The 18,924-nt window shown below is 62.8% G+C and carries 15 protein-coding genes; 9 read left to right on the forward strand and 6 right to left on the reverse strand.

Going from position 1 to position 18,924, the window contains the following annotated elements:
- A complete protein-coding gene (locus tag DN745_RS06105) occupies nt 1-1,209 on the forward strand; it encodes a pyridoxal-phosphate dependent enzyme (RefSeq protein ID WP_111333023.1) in 1,209 nt (402 codons plus the stop codon).
- Nucleotides 1,206-1,997 (forward strand): tryptophan synthase subunit alpha, encoded by a 792-nt coding sequence (gene trpA / locus DN745_RS06110; RefSeq protein WP_111333024.1) that lies wholly within the window; start codon nt 1,206-1,208, stop codon nt 1,995-1,997. Before DN745_RS06105 ends, trpA begins: the two co-directional genes overlap by 4 nt.
- 27 nt (nt 1,998-2,024) lie before the next feature.
- Here the strand turns inward: trpA and DN745_RS06115 are convergent, their stop codons facing one another.
- From DN745_RS06115 to asnS, 4 genes are all read right to left on the reverse strand, one after another.
- Nucleotides 2,025-3,182 (reverse strand): sensor histidine kinase, encoded by a 1,158-nt coding sequence (locus DN745_RS06115; RefSeq protein ID WP_111333026.1) that lies wholly within the window; start codon nt 3,180-3,182, stop codon nt 2,025-2,027.
- A complete protein-coding gene (locus DN745_RS06120; RefSeq protein WP_111333028.1) occupies nt 3,182-4,243 on the reverse strand; it encodes a prepilin peptidase in 1,062 nt (353 codons plus the stop codon). The genes DN745_RS06115 and DN745_RS06120 overlap by 1 nt, the downstream gene beginning before the upstream one ends.
- Nucleotides 4,244-4,276: 33 nt before the next feature.
- Nucleotides 4,277-4,861, reverse strand: coding sequence for a hypothetical protein (locus DN745_RS06125; RefSeq protein WP_111333029.1), 585 nt, complete (start codon nt 4,859-4,861; stop codon nt 4,277-4,279).
- Nucleotides 4,862-4,933: 72 nt separating this feature from the next.
- Nucleotides 4,934-6,241, reverse strand: a complete 1,308-nt coding sequence (gene asnS, locus DN745_RS06130) for an asparagine--tRNA ligase (RefSeq protein WP_111333031.1) — start codon at nt 6,239-6,241, stop codon at nt 4,934-4,936.
- Between the two features lie 333 nt (nt 6,242-6,574).
- Here asnS and DN745_RS06135 point away from each other — a divergent pair, with 333 nt between their 5' ends.
- From DN745_RS06135 to DN745_RS06145, 3 genes are all read left to right on the forward strand, one after another.
- Nucleotides 6,575-6,781 carry a hypothetical protein gene (locus DN745_RS06135; RefSeq protein WP_111333033.1) on the forward strand — a complete coding sequence of 69 codons (207 nt, stop codon included), beginning with the start codon at nt 6,575-6,577 and terminating at the stop codon, nt 6,779-6,781.
- A 284-nt stretch (nt 6,782-7,065) separates the two neighbouring features.
- A complete protein-coding gene (locus DN745_RS06140) occupies nt 7,066-8,097 on the forward strand; it encodes a PEGA domain-containing protein (RefSeq protein ID WP_162687500.1) in 1,032 nt (343 codons plus the stop codon).
- 25 nt (nt 8,098-8,122) lie between these two features.
- Nucleotides 8,123-10,576 (forward strand): protein kinase domain-containing protein, encoded by a 2,454-nt coding sequence (locus DN745_RS06145; RefSeq protein ID WP_162687501.1) that lies wholly within the window; start codon nt 8,123-8,125, stop codon nt 10,574-10,576.
- A 21-nt stretch (nt 10,577-10,597) separates the two neighbouring features.
- Here DN745_RS06145 and DN745_RS06150 read toward each other — a convergent pair whose 3' ends face one another.
- Complete coding sequence (locus tag DN745_RS06150; RefSeq protein ID WP_111333037.1) at nt 10,598-11,596, reverse strand: tetratricopeptide repeat protein; 999 nt, start codon at nt 11,594-11,596, stop codon at nt 10,598-10,600.
- An 81-nt stretch (nt 11,597-11,677) separates the two neighbouring features.
- Between DN745_RS06150 and moaC the strand changes: the two genes are divergently transcribed.
- Both moaC and DN745_RS06160 read left to right on the forward strand, forming a co-directional pair.
- Nucleotides 11,678-12,202, forward strand: a complete 525-nt coding sequence (gene moaC, locus DN745_RS06155) for a cyclic pyranopterin monophosphate synthase MoaC (RefSeq protein WP_111333039.1) — start codon at nt 11,678-11,680, stop codon at nt 12,200-12,202.
- Between the two features lie 3 nt (nt 12,203-12,205).
- On the forward strand, nt 12,206-13,045 hold the full coding sequence (locus tag DN745_RS06160; RefSeq protein WP_111333040.1) for a TatD family hydrolase: 840 nt from the start codon (nt 12,206-12,208) through the stop codon (nt 13,043-13,045).
- Nucleotides 13,046-13,092: 47 nt separating this feature from the next.
- On the opposite strand, the gene DN745_RS06165 is transcribed toward DN745_RS06160, so the two are convergent.
- On the reverse strand, nt 13,093-13,485 hold the full coding sequence (locus DN745_RS06165; protein ID WP_133622058.1) for a hypothetical protein: 393 nt from the start codon (nt 13,483-13,485) through the stop codon (nt 13,093-13,095).
- 295 nt (nt 13,486-13,780) lie between these two features.
- On the opposite strand from DN745_RS06165, the gene rsmA reads away from it, so the two are divergent.
- Nucleotides 13,781-14,671: a 16S rRNA (adenine(1518)-N(6)/adenine(1519)-N(6))-dimethyltransferase RsmA gene (gene rsmA, locus DN745_RS06170; RefSeq protein ID WP_162687502.1), complete on the forward strand. Its 891-nt coding sequence runs from the start codon at nt 13,781-13,783 to the stop codon at nt 14,669-14,671.
- 113 nt (nt 14,672-14,784) lie between these two features.
- The gene (locus DN745_RS06175; protein WP_162687503.1) at nt 14,785-18,918 is read left to right on the forward strand and encodes a serine/threonine-protein kinase; all 4,134 of its coding nucleotides are present in this window, start codon (nt 14,785-14,787) and stop codon (nt 18,916-18,918) included.
- The last annotated feature ends 6 nt before the right edge of the window (nt 18,919-18,924 follow it).

Genomic DNA, 18,924 nt, shown 5'->3' on the forward strand with positions numbered 1-18,924 from the left:
ATGAGCGGCGAAGAAAAGACTGGACGCTACGGGCGTTTCGGCGGGCGATTTGTGGCGGAAGCGCTGTGGGGACCTCTCCAAGAGGTCGCCGACGCCTATGAGTTGGCGGTCGCAGACCCCCAGTTCCTTAAACAATTCGATGAACTATTGGACCGCCGCCTCGGCCGTCCCACGCCGCTGACGCCGTTGCCAAGACTCTCCGAGAAGCTCGGGCGGGCTAGGCTGTGGCTGAAGCGCGAGGACCTGTGCCAGGGCGGAAACTTCACCGCGAACCTGGCCGCAGCCTACGCCTTGATGGCGGTGCGGATGGGCCGAAAGGCCCTGGTCGGCGAGAGCGCGACCGGGGAGTTTGGCGCCGCGCTCGGCGCGATGGGCAACGCCTTGGGCCTGAAGACGCTGATATTTATGGGGCGAGAGGACCAGGATAGCGAGCCGATGGGCGTGCGCCGAATGAAGGAATTGGGCGTGAAGATCGAGACCGTCGACGCGCCGATTCGCGGGCGTAAGATCGCCCAGTCCGAGGCGCTTCGCTTCTGGGGTACCCACCCCGATGACTATTTTTATTGCCCGAGTTCGCTCGCGGCGCCGGACCCCTATCCGCGCATGAGCGCGTTCTTCTTGTCGACCATCGGGGTGGAGGCCCGCGTGCAAATCGAGCGCGCGGATTGCACGCCCGAGTATTTGGTCGCGCCGGTGGGCAGTGGCGGATTCGCCGCGGGATTCTTCGCCGAATTTGCCCCCAACGAGACCATTCAATTGGTCGGCGTTCAGGGCGCGGGCGAAGGGCTCTCGGGGCGTCACGCGGCCAGCGTGGTCAACGGGCGCCCCGGCGTTTTCCAGGGCACCTATTCCTTCCTCCTCCAAGACGAAGACGGCCAGATCCTCGCCCCGGCAAGCGCCGCGGCGGGATTGAGCGTGGCCAATGTGGGCCCGCAACATGCCCAGTGGGCCGAGCAGGGGCGGGTGCATTATGTCGCGGTCGAAGACCGCGAAGCCTATAAGGCGGTCCAAATGCTGTTGAAAGAAGAGGGTCTGTTGGTGTCTCTGGAGTCCGGGCACGCCTTGGCGTACGCGCTGAAATTATTGCCCACCCTCGACGAGGGGCAGGATATCGTGGTCGGGATTTCGGGCGCGGGTGAGCGCGATTTGGCGCGCCTGGAGGCTTTCCGCGCCGCTGAGAAGGCCGCCGAATCCGGGGGGCGGGCATGAACTCGCGACTCTCTCGGGTGATAGAGCAGGCCAAGATTACCCAGCGACCGATCTTTATGGCGGCGCTGGTCGCCGCCGACCCTTATCTCGACGCGACCCTGGATTATATGAAGGTGCTCGCCGATGAGGGCGCGGATCTCATTGAGCTGATCCTTCCGTTCTCGGACCCCACCTACCACGGCGCGGTGATTCAGCGCGCCTCGGCGCGGGCGCTGCGCGAAGAGGTCGGTTGGGATGAGATCGTGACGCTCGGGCAGCGCTTTCGCGAGACCCACCAGACCCCGGTGATCCTGTCGACCTATTATAATCGCGTGCTGAGCCGGGGCGTGACACCGTTTATTGCCTCGCTCTGCGCGGCCGATTTCGACGGCGCGCTGGTCACCGATTTGCCCTTCGATGAGAGTGAGAAGTTGCGCGCCGCGCTGAGCGAAGCGAACCTGGTCTTGCCGCCATTTATCGCGCCGACCACCTCGCTTGAGCGCTTCAAGCATATCGCCCAGGGCTGTGATTCCTTTTTGGTCTGGACCGGCCATACCGGCGGGGACCCGACCATGACGGCGCAGCAATTCGAGCAGCGCATGCGCGAGTTTAAGGCGGTGAGCTCGCGCCCAATTCTCGGGTCGATGAAGGTCGCCGACGCCGAGCGTGCCAGGATGGTCTCGCGCCACTGCGACGGCGTACTGGTGGGTTCGGCGATGGTGTGGCTTATCGAGGGCCGTGGCTCTCAGACCACCGACACACTCGCGGCGTTTGTGCGCGATCTTCGCGCCGGAATGGACGCTGAGTAGGCCGTCGAGGCCGCTCGTCCTGAGCGGCTAATCGATCATCTCAAAACGCGTGAAGACCAGGGAGAAGACCGTCCCCTCGCCGGGCGTGCTCTCCAGATGAATATCGCCGTCGACCCGGCGCATCAATCGCAGACAAATCGCAAGCCCGAGACCGGTGCCTTCGCCCGGGTCCTTGGTGGTGAAGAAGGGGTCGAAGACCCGCTGGAGTTTTTCGGGCGGGATGCCGGGGCCGTTATCCTCGACGCGCAGGATGATCGCGTCGGGGTCACTCGTGTCGGCGCTCAGGGTGATCTGGGCGGGGCGGTCGGTGTTGGCGTGGTTTAACGCGTCGATGGCGTTTAGCAAAAGATTAACCAGCACCTGGACGACCTCGCTGGACACCGCGCGCACCGCGACGAGCGCGGCGGGCAGGGCGGTGTCGATGGCGGTATTCTGCGCCTTTGGCTGCGCCTGTACCAGGTGAATTGCTTCGTCGACGCAGGCGCTAAGGTCGACGGCTTCGACGCTCGCGTTGCTCTCTTCGCGGCTATAATTGAGCAGGTTTCCGACGGTGTCGCGGATGCGGTCGACGTTCTGTTGACTGCGCTTCAGGATGTCGCGGCGGATCTCGGGGGCGAGGTCCTCGTCGCTCAGAATCTCGAGGTAGCCCGAGATCGCGGCCAGGGGATTGCCGACCTCGTGGGCGACGCCAGCGGCGAGCTGTCCGACGCTCGCAAGCTTCTCGGAGCGGATGAGCGAGTCCTGGGCTTCGTGGAGCTGGCGGTTGGCCTGGTCGAGCTCTTTGAGGCGTTGCTCGAGCTTCTCACGATTCTTGCCCAACTCCTCGAGCATCGTGTTGAATTGGCGGCTCACTGTGCCGAATTCATTGCGCGGTAGATATTTAATGGGCGACGCCAGGTCTCCCTTGGCGGCGCGCTGGCTCGCCACGCCCAGGGCGCGGATGGGGCGCACCACCAGGAAGGTGAAGAAGCCGTAGCCCAGCAGCAGGACGACCAGCATCTCCAGGGCGATATAGGTGGCGAGCAGTTGGCGAGCGGCCTGCGGGGCGAGGTCGGCGCGCTGGGGGATCATCACCGCGCCGCTGCCGAGCGCGACCGCGATGGTGATGAGCAGGCATAAAACCAGGAGCAATTGCGCCCGAAGACCGCCCGGAAATCCTCTGCGTTCGGCGCCGGATTCGCGCATTACCAGAACCCGTATTTATAGAGATAGCTCATCGAGAAGGCCGACGGCAGCAGGTTGCCGACGAAGAAGAATTCGAGAGCAGCCAGGGCGATAAATGGCCCGAAGGGCACCGCCAGTGCGCCGGCCTCGACCTCGTCATCGATGCTCTCGTCCGCCGTGTCTTTGTCCTCCGCGCTGTCCAGGGCGGCGCGAGCATCACCCTGGGCGAGCGCATCGTCTTGAGCGGGCGCCGCATCACTCGGCAGCTCATCTTCTTCAAAAATCGTCGCGCTATCGCGCAGCAACCCGCCGCCAAAGAGCATCGCCAGGCCGGCCGCGATCACGCCCTGCATGCTCGCCGCAAAGAAGACAAAAACGAGCGACGGCCACCCGAGCCACGCGCCGACCAGCGCCATCAGCGTGACGTCGCCCCCGCCAATCCCGGGCACGCCCCGCAGGGCAAAATATCCGTAGAATATCGCGATGACCGTCACCCCTCCGGCGACCGCGCCGATGATGCTCTCCATGGGCGTGACCGGCGGCCAGAAGCCCACGAGGCTCCCGGGCGGCATGACCGCGTTGAAGAGGAATGGCACGCCGATGCCCAGCGCGATGCCCGGCAGGGTAAATCCGTGGGGAATCAGCAGGTGTTCCAGGTCCACAAAGGTGATGACCACGAGCAGGCAGATGAAGACGAAATAGAGCCCGAAGGGCAGCAGATAGCTGATGGGTTCGGTCTGCTGGAAGGCCTCCATCGAGGCGAAGGGCTTATGCGCAATCTTATACCACAGGGCCAGCGTAAGGCTGCCGGTGAGGGCTTCTACCATGGCGTATTGGCCCGAGATTGGCACGCCGCAGTCGCGGCATTTGCCGCGCAGAAAGAGCGCCCACGACAGGATGGGGATATTGTCGTGCCAGCGAATCGAGGCGTCGCAATTCGGGCAGCGACTCGGCGGGTGGACCACCGAGAGCCCGGCGGGGACCCGGTAGATGACGACATTGAGGAAGCTGCCGACCACAGCCCCGAAGACGAAGGCAAAGCCCGCGAAGAGCCAGAAAATCGTGTCGATTGAATTCATCATCCGCAGGGGCTAAAAGTTGGAGAATCCGGGTCGCTAAGACTGGTCGCTGGTTGTATCACGCCGCTTAATGCGGCGATACCCGCGCCCCAGCACGATGGCGTGCACGAGGATGAGCAGGCCGCTGAGGATGGTGAGGGCCGCCGCGCCTTCGAGGCGGGCCAGGTGGGCGCGCTCGACCAACTTTGCGCCGGTGATCACCTGTTGGGCCGGCGCGCGGTCCAGGCAAACGCCCGCCAGCACCGCCGTGAGCGCCACGACCATCAGCAGGGCGCTGTATTTCATGAAGGGGCGGCGGTATTGGTAGGCGAGGCTGTAGATCCACTCCCAAACGTAGAGCATCGTCCAGCCGATAATCACCGGCCCGACCGCCCATTCGCCGGCGTCAATGGCGAAGTTGGCGCTGATGCCCGCGCCCAAGATGCACGCAATATACGCCGAATAGCTCGTCCATCGCGGGTCGATAAGCCCGGGGAGCACACGCTCCTTGGGGGCCTGTCGGGCGCCGTCGCTGCTGCCGAGGATAACCCTCGGCAGCTCGACCGTCGCGCGCACAGACGCATCCTTCGAGGTGTCATGCACCTCGAGCGGCTCATCTTCAGATTTGTGTTCGTCGCTCACGTTATGGTCGCTTACGGGGTCATCACATTCTGAGAGGAGCCGAAAGAATATGCGCCGATGCTCAGCGGTGGATTAGGGCGTCAACTTGTCCATCATACGCGCGAAGGGAATGGTCTCGCGCACGTGGTGCAGCCCGCAGATCCAGGCGACGGTGCGCTCCAGACCCAGGCCGAAGCCGGCGTGGGGGACCGAGCCGTAGCGGCGCACGTCGAGGTACCACTCGAAGGCCTCCATCGGCAGGTTATGCGCCTTAATAGCCTCCTCCAACTTCTCGACGTCATACTCACGCTCGCCGCCGCCGATGATCTCGCCGAAGCCTTCCGGGGCGATCATGTCGACGCAGAGGGCGCGGGTCTCGTCGTTGGGGTCTTTGCGCATATAGAACGCCTTGATCTCCAGCGGGTAGCGGTGGACAAGGACGGGGCGCTCGAAATGCTCGCCGAGCATGGTCTCGTGCGGGGCGCCGAAGTCGGCCTCGTCTTCGATCTCGCCGCCGTTGGCGCGGATGATCTCGACGGCCTCATCGTAGCTGATGCGCGGGAAGGGCTCGGGGTCGGCGATCTTCTCGAGCAGCGTGGTGTCGCGCTCCAGGATCTCGAGCTCTTTGGCGCAATTGGTCAGCACGCGCTCGACGATGGCGCGCACGAATTTCTCGGCGAGATCCATATTTTCTTCGAGCTCCATGAAGGCAACTTCGGGCTCGACCATCCAGAACTCGGTCAGGTGACGGCGGGTCTTGGACTTCTCGGCGCGGAAGGTCGGGCCGAAGCAATAGACCTTGCCGAAGGCCGCCGCCGCCGCTTCCATATAGAGTTGGCCGGTCTGGGCCAGGTAGGCTTTCTGGCTGAAATACTGGGTCTCGAACAGGTCCGTGGTGCCCTCGGCCGCCGCGGGCGTGAAGATCGGGGAGTCGACCAGGCGGAATTTATTGTCGTCGAAGAAGCCGCGGATCGCGCTGATGATCTCGTGGCGAACCTTCATAATCGCGACCTGGCGCGGGGTGCGCAGCCAGAGGTGGCGGTTCTCCATCAGGTAGGCGACGCCATGCTCTTTGTGGGTGATCGGATAATCGCCGACCGGCTCAGCGATGACCTCAAGGTCCTCGATGCCCATCTCAAACGGGATAAACGGGGCGCGCTCGTCGGCGCGCACTTTGCCGGTGACCACGACGCTGGTCTCCTGGCGAAGGTGCCCGGTGGTGTCGAAGAGCTCGGGGCTCACGTCGCCCTTGAACATCACGGCCTGCATAAAGCCGGTGCCGTCGCGCAGCTCCAGGAAGTGCAGCTTCCCGCTCGAGCGGCTATTATAGAGCCAACCCTTGATCTTGATGGTCTCATCGACATGCTCGGCGATATCTTCGATATAAATATGCTCAGCCATTATCCTCATCCTTTATGCATGAAATACGATACGATTCGATTGGTGTTCCCCGCGGTTTTTTGCCACTCCGGGGAGACTGGGGACGATTAGCATGCGCGCCAATAGTCGGGCAAGATGTGTCGACGCCGCGTTTGGCTTGCCCGGCGGCCCCAACGATGCTAATTCGGGGCGCGTAACCCGGGCGTCGTGGTCGCTGCGTTGTGGCAGGGACCCCGAAAATAGAGGCCCGTACTACCAAATGAATGCGCGCCGCGGTGTTTTATCGCCACCCGGCGCCCCTGTATATAATGAAGCGCGCCTTAAAATCGGGGCGCATGAAGCCAGGAGAAGTCGATGGATAAAAATAGTGATCTGGCCAAGGACCATCTCGGCGCCGACAAAGAGCCCGTTTGGTGGGATTGGTGGAGTGAGAACCCCACCGAGATCATCTTGGTGACCTTTATTCTGGTGTTCTTCTTCCTATTGCCGCGCACCGGGTGCGGAATCACCCAGGTCGAGGCCCAGACGCCGGCGCCCGCCGATCAGGTCGCTCAGCCCTGAGCGGTCGGGTTTTATGGCGTGAGAATCTAAGAGCCCGAAGAATTCCTCGAATTCTTCGGGCTTTTTGTGTTTTGGCGCGAAATTCGCCGCCTACATCAAGTGCCCAATAATAGTTGTGTGGTTTCGTTTGCCGTGATGTGGAGTCATGGCGTAGGATACGCCCGATGCCGGCGATATTTACGAGTGGACGATGCAGGCCGCCGGCCACCGATGCTTAGCTAAAGCGCACCCATTTATTTTAGAGGTATTATACCATGCGAAATATGAATTGGCGGAATGAGATTTTGAAAGTCAGCGCCCTCGCGGCCCCCTTGATTATTTCGGTTGGGATCGGCGGCGCGACGCTCGGCTGGTCCTCGGCCGCGCAGGCTCAGCAGCCGGCGCCAAAGGCCGGGTCGACCTCGAGCGACGAGGAAGTCGCCAAGCAGGTTCTGGCGCTAATTCGCGAGGCGAACACCGCCTACGATGCCGAGGATTATACGACGGCGGCCGCTAAATATAGCGAGGCCTACGCGCTTTACCCGGACCCGGCGATCCTGGTGCGCATGGGGAAGACGGCCGAGAAGATGGGGAAGACCGACGAGGCGATCGGCCACTATAAAGAATTCGTGCGTCTGCTGCCCGATGACCCGACCAGCGCCGAGCTTCAGCGCGAGATCACCAAGCTGGAGAAGAGCGCGACGGTCCAGGTCACGGTCGCCAGTGAGCCGGCCGGCGCCCAGGTCTTCGTCGACGACGAAATCGCGCCGCTTGAGACGCTGACCCCCGCGACCGTCGAGCTCACCCCGGGCAAATATAGCCTGCGCATCGAAAAAGACGGCTTCGAGAGCTATACCGAGGCGGTCAAGGTCGTGGCCGGCCAAGAGCAGCAGGTGTCGGTGACCCTGACGCGTCAGATGCTCTCGGACGTGTCGGCGGCGAATTTCGAGACCGAGCCGGTCGAGGAATCCGACGGGCTTCGCCTTGATATCTACGGGTGGACCACCCTCGGGCTGGGCGTGGCGACGCTGGCCACCAGCGGCGTCTTTTACGCCCTGGCTTCGACGGCTGAGGACGACGTGAATACCTATAATAAGCGCGCCCCCGACGCGTCGCGCGAGGACCTTCAGGACCTCAAAGACTCCGCCACCAATAATTATAAGGTCGGCAATATCACCGCGATCGCCGGTGGTGTGTTGACCGCGGTCGGCGCGGGTCTGGTGACCTATCATTATCTGAGCGCGGATGAGGCGGATGCTGGCCCCACCATCGTCTGGGGCCTGGACGCCGCGGGTGATTCCAAGAGTGCTTGGCTCGGTATTAACGGAAGTTTCTGAGGTTACCGAGTTCTTCGGTCCGCATATGATCTTCAAGAGTGAAACGATTTTAAGTCAGATCCCGGTCCTGCTTCAGGCAGGCACGGGCATCGACATCGCGGCCGGCGCCAAGCAAGGCGGCGGCTGGGACATCGTCTCCAATGTTCTCATTGGATTTATGGTCCTGGCTGCTGTCGTGTTGGTCGGCTATTTCGCGGTCAAGATCTATCGGGCCAGAGCCGCCACCGCCTCTCCCAAAAGGGTCGAGCCCATCGACTCACTCGCGCGCGCCACTCGCGCGCGGGTCAAAAAGGCCCTGGCTCGCGGCGACTATGAGGTCGCCGGCGATATTCTGGCGCACGCCGGAATGCACCGGGAGGCCGCCGACGCCTATGCCGACGCCGATGCCTTCGAGAAAGCCGCCCGAAGCTTTCAGGTGCAGGGCGATACCCAAAAGGCAATTCACTATTATAAGCGGGCCGGGGATTTTGAGATGACCGCCCGCCTCTATGTCGAGAGCGGTGAGCATCGCGCGGCGGCGGCAGAATTTCTTCAGGCGAAGAATTATGCGGCCGCGGCGGCCCAATACGAGGCGTCCAAGGACCCGCAGCGCGCCGCTGAGAATTACGAGAAGGTCCGGCAATTCCGAAGCGCCGCCATTAATTACGAACAATGCGACGAGCCACTTAAAGCCGCAGAATGCTACGCCGCCTATTTTGAGGCTCATTGGGACGATGCCCCCGACGCCACGGGGGGCGCGGACCCGAAGCTTATTGAGGCCGCTCGGCGCGCTGGCGAGCTTTGGCAAGAAGCCGGGCAAGCTGATTTGGCGGCCGATATCTATTATCGCGCCGGACTATTGGCGGAGGGCGCTGAATGCCTGCGCGCCAACCGCGACTTTGCCCGCGCCGCCGATTGGTTCCTCGAGGCCGGACAGTCCCTCAAGGCGGCCGAGGCGTTGGAGGAGAGCGGCGACCTCGAGCGGGCGGCGAAGATGCGCGCCGAGGCCGCGCTCAAGGGCGGCGACCGAAGGGCCGCCGCCGAGATGCTCGCCCAGGCCGGCGAGGTCGAGCGCGCCGCCGATATTTTCGAGGGCATTGGGGAGTTCGAGCAGGCCGCGGCGCTCTTTGAGACGCTCGGCGAGCATGTGCGCGCCGCCGACCTCTACCAAAAAGTTGAGCAACACGGGCTTGAGGCGCGCTGCGCCGAACTCGCCGGTCTAACCTCGCGGGCCGCCGACGCGTATCGGCGCGCCGGGGACGTCGAGTCCGAGATTCGACTGCGCATCCAGCAGGGCGATTATTTCCGCGCTGGCCGCTTGCTCTTCGAGCATCGTCGCTTCGTCGAAGCCCTTGAGGTCCTGGCCAAGATCGACTCCGCCAACCCGATTTACCTGCGCGCCCTGGAATTGGCCGGCGATATTTACCAGGCCCAGGGGCGCTACGAGCGCGCGTTTAGTCGCTACAAGTCCGCCCTTGGGCAGCGTGAGGTCGACGCCGCGACGCTGCCCCTTGTGTATAAGATGGCCCACGCCCTGGAGGAGGAAAAAGACCTCAGCGGAGCGATGGAGCATTATAATAAGATTGTCGAGGTGGACCCGAATTTCGAGGACGCCGTCGCGCGCCTCAACGGCATTCGCAAGCGTCTTCGCCGCGGGAGCATGGTCAACGCGACCGCAAGTGGGCTCTTCGTGGGCAGCGGCGACGGCGACGGCGCGCTGCAGAGTCGCTACGAGATCATCGACGAGGTCGCGCGCGGCGGCATGGGCATTGTCTACAAGGCGCGCGACACCGTCCTTGGCCGCATCGTCGCGTTTAAGATTCTGGGCGAAAACCTCAAGGATAATCAGGTCGCGGTGAAGTATTTTCTGCGCGAAGCCCGCGCCGCCGCCGCGCTCTCGCACTCCAATATCGTCACCATCTACGACGCCGGTGAGCAAGAGGGCGAGTATTATATGGCGATGGAATTCGTCGAAGGCACCACCCTGAAGCAGCTCGTGCAGCGAAAGGGCGCGCTGGCCGAAAAGCAGGTGCGCTATGTGCTTGATTATTGCTGCCAGGCCCTCGAGTACGCGCATTCCAAGGGGGTCGTCCACCGCGACATCAAGAGCGGCAACGTCATGCTCACCGTCGATAAGGCGCTGAAGATCATGGACTTCGGCCTGGCCAAATTTTTGCGCGAATACCAGAACAATCACACCCAGCAGGTGGGCACGCCGTTCTATATGTCGCCGGAGCAGATCATCGGCAAAGACCTCGATTTCCGCAGCGACCTCTACAGCCTCGGCTGCACCGTCTTTGAGTGCGCCACCGGTAAAGTCCCGTTTTATAAGGGGGACTTGAGCTATCATCACCTGCACACCGAGCCGCCCAAGCCGCGCTCGCTCAACGCGGCGATCAGCCCGGAGCTTGAGCAAATTATCTTAAAGTTATTGGTTAAGAATCCGGACCAGCGCTACCAATCGGCGGGCGAAGTGCTCACGGCGCTTAAAAAGATCTGACCCGAAATTCCCCGCCCAAGCTCAGCGCAATTTACGCATCTTCTTCTTCTTAATTCCCGGCATATTCGCCTGAGCGCGCGCCTTCATCGCGGCCGCGCGCTCGTGCTCGCCGCGTCCTTCCAGATAGCGCGCGTAGCGCATCAGGATGCCCGAACTCTCGGGTTGAGCGGCCAGCAATTCCTCGTAGACCGCGTTCGCGCGATCATGGGTGCCGAGGGTCGCGTAGATATCGGCGAGTTGGATGCCCGCGATGATATGGTCGGGGTGGGCCTGGTAGATTTCTTCGAAAAGTCGGCGGGCGTCCTGGATTTTCTGCTCCTCCAAAAGGATCGTCGCCAGGCGTGTGCTCGCCGTAATATTGTCGGGCGACACCTTATATAACCACTGATAATAGGGCAGGGCGCGGGCGGGTTCGGCGGCGTCGTCCCAGAGCTGGGCGGCCAGCGTTTGAGCCTCGGCGTTGCTGGTCTGTAAGTCGACCGCCTGGCTTGCCATCGGCGCCAATTCCTCGGCCATCACCCCGATTTGCTGGCCGACAAGAATGGCTTGCACCAGGTCCTTGGAGCCAAGCGCCGGCGCCGGCTCGGCCTCGGCGGCCAAGCGTCGGTGCTCGTAGGCTTTCTGAAGGTCGCCGTCTTCCACGGCCTTGTCGGCGACCGCGCGCTCCAATTCGGCCAGCAGCGCTCGGGCCTTGCTATGGAAGACGGGCTGGCCGGCGGCGTCTTGCGTGGCCGACAGCTCAATCATCGCCCGCGCGGCGCTGAATTCCTTGGCATCGAGCTCGGCGCGCGCATCTTCGAGATATTTCTCGGCCTCCGCGCTGAGCTTCGGCTCCACCGGCGGCGGCGTGGGGCGCGTCTTCGAGGTCGGCTCAATCGACTTCTCGGAGTCCGTGGAGTCCTTCGAAACCTGAGCGGGCGATTGGGAGGAACATCCGCTCAGGCCGAGCCCAAGCGCCCCGGTCGCCAGCGCGCTGACCAGCAGCAGGTGCGAAGTTTTCCGAGGGGTGATTGCGGACATAGGCCACTCCCGACTACATAGGATTTCCCGATTCGTGCTCCGCTCGGTGTGGAGCTTTTCCCGAAGATAGGTCGCGATACGATGAGTGAGTTTAGTCATATAGATAAGTCTGGCAAAGCCAATATGGTCGACGTTGGGGCCAAGGATACCACCGCGCGCGAGGCGATCGCGCGTGGGTTCATTTCGATGAATGAGGAGACGCTAAAAGCGGTCTCTCAACGTCGTATAGTGAAGGGAGAGGTGTTGCAAGTCGCTCGAATCGCCGGGATCATGGGGGCCAAGCGAACCTGGGAGTTAATCCCCATGTGTCACGCGGTGCCGATCGACAAAGTCGGGGTGCGATTTCGCGCGATGCCCGAGGCCGGCGGCATCGCCATTGAGGCGGTGGCGCGCTGCAGCGCAAAGACCGGTGTCGAGATGGAAGCGCTCACCGCGGTGAGCATGGCCGCGCTGACGATCTACGATATGTGCAAGGCGATGGATAAATCGATGAGCATCGGCGCGGTGCATCTGGCCAAGAAGACCGGCGGTAAATCCGGAGAGTTCCGGCACGCCTCGCCGCCCGGGCCGGATTTTAGTGCCATTAACGCCGACGATTGGGAGTGATTTTTGAAGATCTTTGACGCCCAGATGCGCAGCGATATTTGCTCGAACGCAGACCTTCAGAATCTGCATTATTTCGAGACCGAGTGCGTGATCACCTGCGCGCACGCGCCGCGAAAATTTGAGCGCGCCGAAGACCTTCTCGGGTATTTCGAGGCGTTGCTGGGCGAGGAGCGCGCGCGCCTGATTGGCTGTGGGCTCAAACCCTATGTCGCCCTGGGCGTGCTGCCGAGCGCGGTCCCCCGGCGCTCGCATTTCGAGGTCTGGCGCGCGCTGCCCGCGCTATTGAAGCGCCCCGAGGTGGTCGCGCTTGGCGAGGTCGGGGCGTGGGCGGATGACGCGCGTCAATGGGCCTTATTTGAGCGTCAGGTTAAGATCGCCCGCGACCTCGGCTCGCCCCGCTCGGGCCAAAAAAGGCGCGTCGCCGGGTTGCCGATGATCTGCACCCCGCCCGAGGGGCTTCGGGTGAATATGACCTTTAAGATGATGCAGCGGGTCGAGAAGTTGGGCATGGCGCCCGGGCGCGTGATGATGAATCGGCTCGATGACCGTCTTATCGAGGCGGTGGTGCGCGAGGGCTTTGTGGCCGGGGTGAGCGTCGGGACGTCGAACCTTAAACCCCGAGCGTCCGCGCGGGTGCTGGCCGACCTGATTCAGACGCTCGGGAGCGCCGAGGGCATCGTGCTCAATAGCGCGCTTCGCGCCGGGGGCGCCGATATCCTGGGCGTCCCCAAGACGATCGTCGCCCTGCAGGATTTAGGCGTAGACGCCGAGAGCATCGAGAAGATGGTCTACGGCAACGCGAAGGCGTTATTTTTGGACAATGCCAACCGGGTCACGGCCTAGAAGAGCCTTGGCCTGCTTCGTCCCGCGATGATTGCGGGACGGATGCGTCAGATGAACTTCTGGCAGGTCAGCGGCGCGCCGGGTTGGTCCAGCGCGTGGCGCTCGACGAGTTCGCCGCAGGTATCGTCGCCAATCGCGTTGTCACATTTATCCAGGGCGTCGAAGGGGTCGCGAATCGAGCGGGCCTGGTCGCTGCAGCGGTCGTTTAACACGCTCTCGCACGCCGCCTGAGAGTCCCCTTTATTCGCCGGGATATTGCATAACTCAGCGCCGCTGACGCCGTCGACGTCGGCCGCGCAGGCGTAACAATTGGCGCAGTGGGACTCGGCGATGCTCGTGCACGCACCGTCGATCGTGGTGAGGCAACCGCTGCTCAGCAGGCACGCAGCGCCCAGGAGTGGAAATAGAAGATCGCGAAGCCGGCTATAAACCATAGTCATCAAAGGGGCAGGGCCGAGAAAGCCGGCCGGGTCGAAAAGCAATTATCTTAAGATCTAAACACCATCTACTTCGGCAAAATATGCACCGCGCTTCTACCGTATTTATGCGCAGTACAAAAGCCCGGCGACCGCCTTGTCCAAATTTGTGCATCTTTCCTATCATGGGGGGCGATGAGCGCGCCGCGAGCGCCATTCATCTTGCAATCACCCGGCGCGCCGACTAATTGTCGGCCGGCAGCAGGAGCACTCGTTGCACCTCGTTTATTCTCGTTTCTTTTAACGCGCGGAATCTATTTTGGAGCCACTTCAAACGGCCGGTGAGCTAGTTCGCCGCTACGAACGACAAGCTAAAAAACGCTTCGGCCAGCACTTTCTGGTTGACCCCAATATTCTGGGGGGCATCGCCGCGGCCGCAAATATCGTCGAGGGCGACCGCGTCCTCGAGATTGGCCCCGGCCCGGGCACCCTCAGCACGACCATCCTCGGGCTCGGCGCGAATGTGTTGGCCGTGGAGTTGGACCGTGACCTCGTCGCCTTCTTGGGCGAAGTTCTGGCGCCGCACCCCGGCTTCGACCTTATCGAAGGCGATATCCTCGCGCAGAACCTCGCCGAGATATTGGCGGATTACGACGCCAAATTCGTGGCCGATTCCCCGGGGGACGCGCCCCTTGCGAAGTGGAAATGCGCCGCAAACCTTCCCTATAACGTCGCCACCGAGGTCTTCTTTCGCCTCGCCGATGTGATGGAGCGCTTCGACTCGCTGGCGTTGATGTTCCAGCGCGAGGTCGCGCTGCGTTTTGTCGCGGGCTGTGGCGACAACGAGTACGGCGTGCTCGCCCTTATGAGCCAGCTCTACGCGGATTCCGAAATCGTGATGACCCTGCCGCCCGGCGCGTTTCGCCCGCCGCCGCGCGTGCATAGCGCGGTGGTGCGTTTTCAGCCCATCGCAGGCACCCGAATCCCCGACCCCGAGCTTCGAAAGGCCTTTAAGACGTTGGTTCGACAGTCTTTTCAGACTCGCCGAAAGACCCTGCCCAACGCGCTTAATTCGACCGGCATCCCGAAGCCTCGCCTCAAGGAAGCGATCGAAGCGGTCGGCTTGGACCTGCGTGTTCGCCCGGAGCGAGTCTCCTTTGATGAGTTTGTCGCGCTGGCCACTGAATTGCGCGCTGACCTCGCGTTATAATCGAATTTAGATGGTCTTCTTGCTTTTAATACGAGCGCCATCGCTCTATGCTGCACGCCCGCGTGCAGTCACCATTTAAAAGATCGCTTCATTGCGGTTCAACAGAAATCACTATGTCGATGGCAATCACCTTCAAATCCGCAAGCTCCCCGCTTGACTCGAAGCGCTTTGAGATCCGCTCAACGCTTGGGCAGGGTGGTTTTGGTGTTGTATATCGAGCCTTTGACCGCGACCTGGGCGCTCAGGTCGCGCTCAAGACGCTGCACCATACCAATGCGCGCTCGCTCTACCGTTTTAAGCGCGAGTTTCGCTCCCTGGCCGACATCGCCCACCCCAACCTCGCCACGCTATACGAGCTGATTCAGGAAGATTCCCTCTGGTATTTCACCATGGAATTGGTCGATGGCGTTGATTTCCTAAGTTGGATTCGGCGCACCCCGAATCTCGGAAGTCGCCTGCTCACCCCGGACACGGGGCTTCGTGATTCGGACCCCACAACCGAGGGAAGTGTCGAGTCGCTGCGGCTCCAGTCGGAGTGCAAGCCAGCCCTGGCCAGTAAGAGCCTGGACATCACCCTTGAGGGCGACAGCGCCAGCCTGATCGCGCAGAGCGCGAGCTTTCCCGACATCGACGCGACGACCGATGCGCGGTTAAGCGGTGCGTTTACGCGCGATGCCGGCGAGTTTAGCGCCGATATGCCGCGCTTGCTCGAGGCGTTGCGCCAACTCACCTGGGGCGTGCGGGCGCTGCATGACTACGGGAAGATGCACCGCGACATAAAGCCCTCCAACGTGCTGGTTGACCGGCAGGGGCGGGTGGTATTGCTCGACTTCGGCATGGTGGCAGATATGGGGCCGGCCGAAAGCCCCTTGCAGGCCCTGGAGCGCCAGAGCGACCCGACCAAAGCGACCTTCGCCGGCACGCCGCGCTATATGGCCCCGGAGCAGGCGATGGGCGAGGGCCTGGACGCCGCGACGGATTGGTATTCGGTGGGCGTCATGCTCTACGAAGCGCTGAGCGGCGGCGTCGCGCCGATTGAGGGCAGAACTCATCTGCAGACTCTCCTGCGCAAGCAGTCGGTTATCCCCGAATCGATCTTCGACCTCGCCCCGGCTACGCCGCCGGCGCTGGGCGAATTGTGCATGGAACTGCTCAGCATCGACCCGTCCGGTCGACCCGGCGCGGCGCAGATTCTGGCGACCCTTGAGCGCCTGCAGCAGAGCGTCGCTGCCGCCGAATCGGCGCACTCCGATATGGGCGAAGATGTGTCGACCTGGGCAGGCGTCTCGGTGTCGTTGCCCAAACTCGACGCCCCGGCCATCGCCAAGAGTTCGCGCGCCGTGCACTTCGTCGGTCGCGCCAAGCATCTACAAAAGTTGCGTCGCACCTATCGTGATTGCACCTACGCCAACCGCCTGGCGGTGGTCAATATCCAGGGCGCTTCGGGCATGGGGAAGACGACCCTGGCCCGGCGCTTTGTCGACTCCTTTCATCAACATATGGGCGAGGCTGAAGCGGTCTCTTCGCTCACCGATGATATGACGCCGGTGGTGCTGCAGGGGCGATGCTACGCGAACGAGTCGATGCCCTTTAAGGCCGTCGACAGTTTAATGGACGAGTTGAGCACCTATCTGCATCAGTTTTGCGCCGACGAGCTCGCCGATTGGGTGGGCGAGGACGTCGGGGCGCTGACGCATCTCTTCCCGGTTTTGGAGCGCGCCCCGGGCCTTCGTGAGCTCGTTGAGCTGGAGAACGCCAAATCCGGGACGATCGATCCGTCGCGGGTCGACGCTCAATTATTGCGGGAGCAGGCGTTTCGCGGACTGCGCGGCTTGCTCGACGGTCTGGCACGAAAGCACAGCCTCATCCTCTATATCGACGACGTGCAGTGGGGCGACGAGGATAGCGCGATGCTCCTGAAGGAATTGCTCGGCCCGCCGAACCCGCCGCCGATTTTTCTGATGTCGACCTGGCGAAGCGAGGACGTTGAGAGCAGTCCGTTTTTAGCCGCGTTTTTGCCTGTCCTAGACACCCTCGGCGACGATATTCTGCGCCTGGATATGCACCTGGGGGAGCTCAGCGACGAGGAATCATTGGAGTTGGTCGAGCGCGTCTTCAGCGGCGCGCCCCCGCAGTCTCAGGCCCGCACCTCGTCCAGGACCGACGCTGAACGCGCGCGCTCCATCGCGCGCGAGGCGCGCGGAAACCCATTCTTTATCGATGAGTTGGCGCGCTACTCCATGGCCCACGACAGCGGCCCGGACTCGGGTATCAGCACGCTGGGCGATATGATCTACCGGCGTGTTGCGAAATTGCCGGCGCCCGCGCGACGCCTCCTCGAGGTGCTCTCGGTCGCGGGGCAGCCGGTGGACCGCCGGGTGGTGCGCTCCGTGGCAAAGCTTGGCGAGGACGAGCAATCCGCGCTCGCGCTGCTGCGAAGCGAGCACCTGGTGCGTGGAAAATCCACGCGCGATTACGAGTGGCTTGAGCCGTACCACGCGCGCGTGGGCGAGACGTTGCTGGCCCGCCTCGATGACGGCGCGCGCGTCGGCTACCACGGCCAACTCGCCGTGGAACTCGAGCAGCGCGGGCATTTCGACCCGGAAGCCGTCGCCATGCATTTTTTGGAGGCGGGCAACTCCGAGAAGGGCGGCCATTACTCTTTGCTGTCGGCGCGGCGCGCGCAAGACGCGCTCGCCTTCGACCACGCCGCTCAGCTCTATCTGCAGGCGCTCGATGCGCGCCCTTGGCCCGATAAGCGCGCCGAAATACTCGGCGAACTTGGCCGGATATACGGGTATCTTGGGCGCGGCGAGCTCGCCGCCGAGGCGTTTAGTGAGGCGGCCGAATTAAGCGCGCCCGATGAAGCTCGTGAGCTGACAATTCGCGCCGCCGAGCAACTTCTGCGCGTCGGAAAATACGACCGCGGCATGGCCGTGGTCGAAGGTGTGCTTCGCCGGGTCGGTATCAAGCCGCCGGCCTCCAAGGCGGCGATGGTGAGTTCGATTTTGTGGTTGAGGCTTCGACTTCGACGCCGCAGCCTCGAGGTCGAACCGCGCCCCCGTGATGCGATGGCGCCCGAAGACTACGCGCGCGTCGAGGTCCTGTGGACCGCCGCCAAGATGCTCGCGCTCATCGACCCGATGCTCGGCGGCTATTACCACTACCACGCCATCCATGACGTCCTGGATACCGGCTCCGCCGACCATCTCACGCTAATCCTTTGCCAGCAGGCCGCTCAGGAGGCCGCCGCCAGCGCCGACCTTGACTTCGCCGCGGAACTTCTGGAGCGGGCCAAGGGCTATGTCGCTTATAGCAGTGAGCCCGAATATGTGGCGTGTTATATCACGTTTATGCTCGGCTTTTGTGACTTCGCCGCCGGCAAGTTCCGCAGCGGGCGAGACCGCTTTCGCCAGGCTGGCAAGGCGCTGCGCGACAACTGCCACGGCGTGACCTGGGAGGTCGGATATTTCAAGTTTTTCGAGTTTTTGCCCGGCCTCTGGCTCGGGGATTTCGGCACCTTTGCCCGCGAAATTCCGCGCCTGATCGAGCACGCCACCGACCGGGGGGATTCCTATCACCGGGTCGCCCTGCGAAGCTGGCAATATCCCGGACACCTCGCCAATGATGCCCCCGATATCGCCCGCGAAGAGCTCGCCAAAGCCCTGGCTGAGTGGACCCGCGAGAGCTATCATATCCAGCATTTTTGGTATTTGCAGGGCTCCGTGGACACCTCCCTATATGCCGGCGAACCTGCGGAGGCCCGCGCGTTGCTCCAGAAGCATCAGGGCCCGCTGAAGCGGTCAATGCTGCTTCGAAATGAGATTATCAAGGTCAGCGTCTTGAACCTGTGGGCGCGCACCGCGTTGGCCGGACTCCAGATCGCCGAGGCTCCGGCAGATCAGCGTGGGCTCGCCCGGGAGGCCCGGAAATATATTAAGAAGTTGCGCAACCCCAAAGCACACGCCTGGACTCATCCGCTTGCTGACCTGCTTGACGCCGAGCTGGCCGCCTATAACGGCGACGTCACGAGCGCGCTGGACGGTTTCGAGCGCGCCGAGGCCGGCCTGCTGCGCGAAGACCTGCAACTCTACGCGCGCGCCGCGCGCCGCCGCCGCGGCCAACTCATCGGCGGCGAGCAGGGCGCCGCCCTGGTCGCCAGCGCCGACGCATGGATGCGCGAGCACGGCATCACCAACCCCCCGGCCATGACCCGGATGCTGGTGGGCGGAGCGCCGAGGGCTTGAGCCTGG

Source organism: Bradymonas sediminis, assembly GCF_003258315.1.
GTDB lineage: Bacteria > Myxococcota_A > Bradymonadia > Bradymonadales > Bradymonadaceae > Bradymonas > Bradymonas sediminis.